Raw genomic sequence first — 5475 nt, 5'->3', positions numbered from 1 at the left:
CCCGGTGCCCCGACCGCGTCCCCGACCCTGTCCCCGGCCGCGGCCCCGACCGCGTCCCCGGCCCTGTCCCCGGCAGGGGCCCCGGCCTCGGCCGGGACCCCGGCGTCCACCCTCGCACCAAGGGACGCGACGAGTGCGCCGGTGTCGACCCGCGCCTCCAGGCGTTCCAGCAGCTTCACCGCACGCTCGAGCGGCGGCATCGCCCGCGGGACCCCGTCGAGGGCGCTCTGCCGCGAGGCCTTCTCGGCCGCCTTCGCCGCACGCCACACCCGCTCGACCTCGGCCACGGTGTCCGCGCGCGCATCCCCGAAGACGTGCGGGTGCCGCCGGACCATCTTGTCCCGGACCCCGGCTGCGACACCCTCGAGGTCGAACGACTCCGCGAGCCCGGCGTGCAGCACCACCTGGTAGAGCACGTCGCCGAGCTCCTCGCGCAAGTCGTCCTCGTCGCCGTCGTCGATCGCGTCGACGAGCTCGTAGACCTCCTCCACGGCGTAGCGCGCGAGGGACGCGTGCGTCTGCTCCCGGTTCCACACGCAGCCACCCTCGGGGGCGAGCATACGGTCGACGACGGCCTCGAGGTCGGTGAGGGCACTCATGGCGTCATGCTCGCACGACCCGAGCCGCCCGGCCCACGTGTCAGACCCCCCCGGTACCCTGGTCGAGGCGTGTCGGGAAGTCTGGTCGACGGACCGTTCACCGACCCCACGAACCGGAGCTCCATGTCTGCACTCCTCCGTTCCCCGCGCTTCAGCGCCATCGCACTGCTCACGGCGGCCGTCCTCGGCCTCGTCGCCGCCAACTCGCCCCTCGGGCCCGGGCTCGAGCGCGCGCTCGATGCCCACTCTCCGTGGGGCGCCATCGGCCTCGACCTCTCGGTGTCGCACTGGATCAGCGACGGTCTGCTCGCGGTGTTCTTCCTGCTCGTCGCGATCGAGCTGAAGCAGGAGCTCGTCGCCGGGGAGCTCTCGAACCCGAAGACGGCGGTGATCCCGGCGATCGCGGCGGTCGGCGGGGTGGTCGTCCCGGCGGGGATCTACCTCGCGGTCACCGTGGGCACGCCGTACCAGCACGGCTGGCCGATCCCGACGGCGACGGACATCGCCTTCGCGCTCGGGCTGCTCGCGATGTTCGGCCGCGGCCTGCCCTCAACGGTCCGCGTGTTCCTGCTCGCCCTCGCGGTGCTCGACGACCTCATCGCGATCGTGATCATCGCGGTCGTGTTCGCGCACGACACCGACTTCCTCTCGCTCGCCGGCGCGGTGGTCGTGCTCGCGCTCTTCTGGCTGCTCGGCCGACGACTGGGCCGGTCGGACGGACGGCGCGGACTGCTGATCGCGGCGATGGTCGTGCTCGGCCTCCTCGCGTGGTGGCTCGTCTACCACTCCGGCGTCCACGCGACCATCGCGGGCGTCGCGCTCGGGCTCCTGCTGCCCCGGCCTTCCGGGCACACCGTGTACGAGCGCGTCGAGCCGTGGTCGAACGGCCTGGTGCTGCCGGTCTTCGCGTTCGCTTCGGCCGCCGTGGTCATCCCGGACGTCGGTCCCGCGGAGCTGTCCCCGACGTTCTGGGCGGTGGTGCTCGCGCTGCCGGTCGGCAAGGTCGTCGGCATCACGGTCTTCGGGTCGATCGCGACGCGGATCTTCCGGGCGCCCGGCCGATCGACGCTGTCGTTCGGGTCGATCGTGACCGTGAGCGTGCTCGGCGGCATCGGATTCACGGTGTCGCTCCTCATGAACGAGCTGGCGTTCGCCCGCAACGAGGAGATCCTCGACGAGGGTGTCCTCGCGGTGCTCGTCGGTTCCGGGATCGCGATGGTCGCCTCCGCGGTCGTGGTGTCGCTCCGTGCGCGCCGGTACCGCGCACGGCGCGAGCTCTCCGAGGCCGAGTCGACGGAGTAGCACGGCGGCCGACCGCCGCTGCGGAACGACCGGTCCGCTGTCGAACGACAGCGGACCGGTCGTTCGTTGCGCACGCGGGGTACCGGTCAGCGCAACAGACGATGTGACCGTCGTCGCACGACGGCGGTCACGTCGTTCCGCGTCGACCCATCGGACGGGAGGAACGGTGCCGGGCCGCCACGCGCCTCCCGACCGACGACACACCGGACGGGAGGAACGGTGCCGGGCCGCCACGCACCTCCCGACCGACCACTCACCGGACGGGAGGAACGGTGCCGGGCCGCCTCGCGCCTCCCGACCGACGACACACCGGACGGGAGGAACAGTGCCGAGCCGCCACGCGCCTCCCGACGGCCAGGGCACGGGACGGGGGGCACTTCGTCGGCCCGCCACGCACCCGTCGGCTGACCGCGCGATCGACGGCAGGAAGATGGCGCGCCGCCACGCGCCTCCCGTCGGTGTTCCGCGCGCTACGCGGCCGTCTCGGCCGGCGCCTTCGACGCGCCGTACACCGCGGTGAGGATGCTCTCCACCCAGTCGATGAGCGTGCCGTCGGGCATGGCCTCGCCGTGCGGACGCGGCATCGGGATGCTCGTCGCGTTCTGCTGCGGGAACCACCGCGCGCCCGGGAACATCCGCTTCAGCCGCACCTGCGCCGAGTCTGCGAGTTCCTTGCCCGCGACGCGGAGGTTCGAGCCCATCACGACGACGTCGGACAGCCCGACCTGCTGCGCCATGCGCCGGAGCCGGGACACCTCGACCAGGGTGAGCACCGCCTGCGGGGGCTGCCCGTAGCGGTCGGTGAGCTCATCGAGGACCATGTCGATCGCCTCGGGCTGCGCTGTCGGCGCGGAGGCCGCGGAGAGCTTCTGGTAGGCCTCGAGTCGGAGGCGCTCGGACTCGACGTAGTCCTCCGGGATGTGCGCGTCGACCGGGATCTCGAGCCGGAGCTCGGTCTGCCCCTCGGCGACGTCCCCACGGAACTGGGACACGGCCTCACCGATCATGCGGAGGTAGAGGTCGAACCCGACGCCCGCGATGTGCCCGGACTGCTCACCGCCGAGCAGGTTCCCCGCGCCGCGGATCTCGAGGTCCTTCATCGCGACCTGCATGCCCGCGCCGAGCTCGTTGTTCGCGGCGATGGTCTCGAGGCGGTCCTGCGCGGTCTCGGACAGCGGCTTGTCGGCGTCGTACAGGAAGTACGCGTAGCCACGCTCCCGACCCCGGCCGACGCGTCCGCGGAGCTGGTGCAGCTGCGACAGGCCGTACTTGTCGGCCTTGTCGATGATGAGGGTGTTCGCGTTCGCGATGTCGAGACCGGTTTCCACGATCGTCGTCGACACGAGGACGTCGAAGCGGCGCTCCCAGAAGTCGACCATCACCTGCTCGAGCGTGCTCTCCGACATCTGCCCGTGCGCGACGGCGATGCGCGCGTCCGGCACGATCTCGGCGAGGTGCGCCGCGACCGACTGGATGTCCTTCACGCGGTTGTGCACGTAGAACACCTGGCCCTCGCGGAGCAGCTCGCGTCGGATCGCCGCCGCGACCTGCAGGTCGGACTGCGGCCCGACGAACGTGAGGATCGGGTGGCGGTCCTCCGGCGGGGTCGCCAGGGTCGACATCTCGCGGATGCCCGTGACCGCCATCTCGAGCGAACGCGGGATCGGCGTCGCCGACATCGCGAGGACGTCGACGTTCGTCTTGAGCTTCTTCAGCTGGTCCTTGTGCTCGACACCGAAGCGTTGCTCCTCGTCGATGATGACCAGACCGACGTCCTTGAACTGCACGTTCTGCGACAGGATCCGGTGCGTCCCGATGACGATGTCGACGGTGCCGTCCGCGAGCCCCGCGATCGTCTCCTTCGACTCCTTCTCGGTCTGGAACCGGCTGAGCGCGCGCAGGTGCACCGGGAAGCCGGCGAACCGCTCCTGGAAGGTCTCCATGTGCTGCCGGACGAGCAGGGTCGTCGGGACGAGCACGGCGACCTGCTTGCCGTCCTGCACGGCCTTGAACGCCGCACGGATCGCCACCTCGGTCTTGCCGTAGCCGACGTCGCCGGAGAGCAGGCGGTCCATCGGGATCGGGCGCTCCATGTCGCGCTTGATCTCGTCGATGGTGGTGAGCTGGTCGGCGGTCTCCGCGAAGGGGAACGCCTCTTCCAGCTCGCGCTGCCAGGGGGTGTCGGGGCCGAACGCGTGGCCCTTCGACGCCATGCGTGCCGAGTACAGCTTCACGAGGTCGACGGCGATGTCGCGGACGGCCTTGCGCGCCTTCGACTTGGCGGCCGCCCAGTCCGAGCCGCCCATCTTCGACAGTGTCGGGCTCTCGCCGCCGACGTACCGTGAGAGCTGGTCGAGCTGGTCCGTCGGCACGAAGAGCCTGTCGCCCGGGTAGCCACGCTTCGACGGCGCGTACTCGAGGACGAGGTACTCGCGCTGCGTCTTCACGGCGTTCCGGCCGCCGGAGCTCACCTCGCGCGAGACGAGCTCGACGAACTTGCCGATGCCGTGCGTGGCGTGCACGACGACGTCGCCCGGCTTGAGCTGCAGCGGGTCGACGACGTTCTTGCGCCGTCCCGCGAGCTTCTTCACCGTGCGGGCGCCCTGCTGCACGCTGCGGCCGTAGAACTCGGCCTCGCTGAGGACCGCGATGCGCGGATCCGGGGTGGCGAAGCCGTGCTCGACGGCTGCGGTCGTCACGATCGCGACCCCCGGCTCGGGAGGCGCGGTGAGGGTTTCGGCACGGGCGGCGACCCCGGCGTCGGCGAGGACCTGCACCGCCCGTTCGACCAGGCCCTTGCCCTGGGCGGTCACCACGACGGCCCACCCGTCGTCGGTCAGCTGCTTGACGTGCGCGATCGCGCCGTCGGCGCTGCCCGCGAACGCGGGGATCGCCTCGGCGCGGACGCGGATGTACTCGCCCGCCTCCGCCGCGGCCTCGGCGTCGGTGAGCACGCGGTCGCGGTCACCCTCGTCGAGGCCGGAGTCGAACGGCGAGACCGTCCACCACGTGCGCTGGGCGCGACCGTTCTTGAGCTGCTGCACCGTGAGGAAGTTGCCGGCGTCGAGGTCGATCGGCGCCTGGGCCCCCGCGACGGCGGCGCTCCACGCTGCCTGCAGGAACTCGGTGTTCGTCTCGGCGAGGCTGTGCGCCCGGCCGCTGACCCGCTCGGGCGAGAACACCGCGATGGTGGCGTCCTCCGGCAGGTAGCTCGTGACCGGCACGAGGTCCTGCACGAGCGCGGGTGCGAGGGACTCCATGCCCTCGACCGGGATGCCCTCGGCGATCTTCGCGAGCATCTGCGACAGGTTCGGGAACTCGTGCAGCATCTCGCGCGCCCGCTGCCGGACGTCGTCGGAGAGCAGGAGTTCACGGGAGGCCGTCAGCTCGACCTGACCGAGGTCGTCGTCGGTCGTGCGCTGGTCGGCGACCGAGAAGGCCTTGATCGCCTCGATCTCGTCGCCGAAGAAGTCGACGCGCACCGGGTGGTCGGCCGTGGGCGGGAAGACGTCGAGGATGCCGCCGCGCACGGCGAACTCGCCGCGGCGGGTGACGAGGTCGACCCGGGCGTACG

Annotated in this window: 3 protein-coding genes; 1 reads left to right on the top strand and 2 read right to left on the bottom strand. The window is 71.5% G+C overall.

The window, feature by feature from the left end; all coding sequences use genetic code 11:
- Window positions 1-599 (bottom strand): MazG family protein (locus NS184_RS18925; protein ID WP_193750530.1); only part of this gene is annotated, 599 nt, incomplete at its 3' end.
- A gap of 123 nt (window positions 600-722) precedes the next feature.
- Between NS184_RS18925 and nhaA the strand changes: the two genes are divergently transcribed.
- Entirely contained in the window at window positions 723-1901 is a 1179-nt protein-coding gene (nhaA, locus tag NS184_RS16450; RefSeq protein ID WP_058727165.1) for a Na+/H+ antiporter NhaA, read from the top strand.
- A gap of 470 nt (window positions 1902-2371) precedes the next feature.
- On the opposite strand, the gene mfd is transcribed toward nhaA, so the two are convergent.
- The coding region (gene mfd, locus NS184_RS16445) for a transcription-repair coupling factor (protein WP_058727164.1) at window positions 2372-5475 on the bottom strand (3104 nt) is incomplete at its 5' end.

Source organism: Curtobacterium luteum, assembly GCF_001475545.1.
GTDB lineage: Bacteria > Actinomycetota > Actinomycetes > Actinomycetales > Microbacteriaceae > Curtobacterium > Curtobacterium luteum_A.
This window is presented reverse-complemented; position numbering and strand designations above follow the sequence as displayed.

Excerpts from the sequence above, each read along its gene's own strand:
- nhaA (WP_058727165.1), top strand. The coding sequence starts at position 723 with ATGTCTGCACTCCTCCGTTCCCCGCGCTTCAGCGCCATCGCACTGCTC.